The following is a 1,176-nucleotide window of genomic DNA, read 5'->3' as shown; positions in this document are numbered from 1 at the left end:
GGGGGCCGTCGCCTGCGCGGCCCTGGCCGTGGGCACGGGGGTGCAGGCCGTGGCACCACCCCCGCCGGAGACCGCCCGTGCAGTGGTGGCGGCCGGCGACGTGGCCCCCGGCACCCCCTTGGCCGAGGAGCACCTCGAGGAGGTGGAGCTGCCGCAGGACGCGGTCACCTGGTCGCCGGTCGGGGCGGACGCACTGGTGGGACGCACAGTGGCCGTGCCGCTGGCGGCCGGCGACCCGGTGACCGAACGGGCGGTGCTGCCCGACGGGCGCCAGGTGCCGGCCGGGCAGGAGCTGGTCTTCCTCCCGGTGCTCGACCCGCCGGTGCTGCAGGCCGCCGGCAGCGGGTCCACGGTGCGGCTCATCGAGCGGGAGACCGGCCGGACCGTGGCGAGACGGGCCACCGTGCGCGGCAGCGTGGCACCCGACCCCGAGTCACCCGATGCGGTGGGTGGGCTGTGGGTGGCGCTCACGCCCGAGGAGTCCGACGCGGTGGCCGGCGCGGGCGGTGCGGCCACGGGCCTGGACACGCCGGTGGCGGTGGTGCTGGTGGCACCCGCTGGAAAGGGGGCCGGGGCCCTGGGGCCGGACGATCCGGAAAAAAGTGACGACTCACGCACCAAAGTGGCGGGGTGAGGGGCCCTGCCCCGGATAGTCTGCGGGCCTGGACCCCCGCACCCGGTGGTTCACCCCCCCCCCACAGATTCAGGAGCACCACCATGCAGGGTTTCAAGGACTTCATCATGCGCGGCAACGTCATCGAGCTGGCCGTCGCGGTCGTCATCGGCTCGGCCTTCGCCGCCGTGGTCAACAAGGTCGTCGAGAACCTCATCAACCCGATCCTCGCCGCCGTCGGTGGCGTGAACGCCGACGGTCTGGGCTTCCGCCTGCGCTCGTCCAACCCGGCCACCTTCATGGACTTCGGCGCCATCATCACCGCGCTGATCACCTTCCTGATCACCGCCGCCGTCGTGTACTTCGTGTTCGTGCTGCCGATGAACAAGTTCAACGAGCGTCGCGGCCTGGAGGTCCCCGAGACCGACTCCGAGGTGCTCGCCGAGATCCGCGACCTGCTCAAGGCCAACCGCGGGCTGTGAGCCCCCGGCCGGTGACCCGGCCCCGGCGCCGAGCGCCCGCTGACGACGACGCCGCCGCACCCGACAGGTGCGGCGGCGTCG

General features: G+C 73.6%; 2 protein-coding genes. Both read left to right on the top strand.

Annotated features, from left to right (window positions below; translation table 11 throughout):
• Nucleotides 1-634 (top strand): SAF domain-containing protein (locus tag HMPREF3099_RS07750; protein WP_141762063.1); only part of this gene is annotated, 634 nt, incomplete at its 5' end.
• 83 nt (nucleotides 635-717) lie between these two features.
• Nucleotides 718-1,095 carry a large conductance mechanosensitive channel protein MscL gene (gene mscL, locus HMPREF3099_RS07745; protein ID WP_070705448.1) on the top strand — a complete coding sequence of 126 codons (378 nt, stop codon included), beginning with the start codon at nucleotides 718-720 and terminating at the stop codon, nucleotides 1,093-1,095.
• The last annotated feature ends 81 nt before the right edge of the window (nucleotides 1,096-1,176 follow it).

Origin of the sequence: Kytococcus sp. HMSC28H12, from assembly GCF_001816045.1 — a bacterium.
GTDB classification, from domain to species: domain Bacteria; phylum Actinomycetota; class Actinomycetes; order Actinomycetales; family Dermatophilaceae; genus Kytococcus; species Kytococcus schroeteri.
The sequence above is the reverse complement of the archived record's forward strand: the minus strand, read 5'-3'. Positions and strand labels throughout refer to the sequence as shown.

What these genes read in the sequence shown, in the direction of transcription:
- mscL (WP_070705448.1), top strand. Translation starts at nt 718, where the DNA reads ATGCAGGGTTTCAAGGACTTCATCATGCGCGGCAACGTCATCGAGCTG.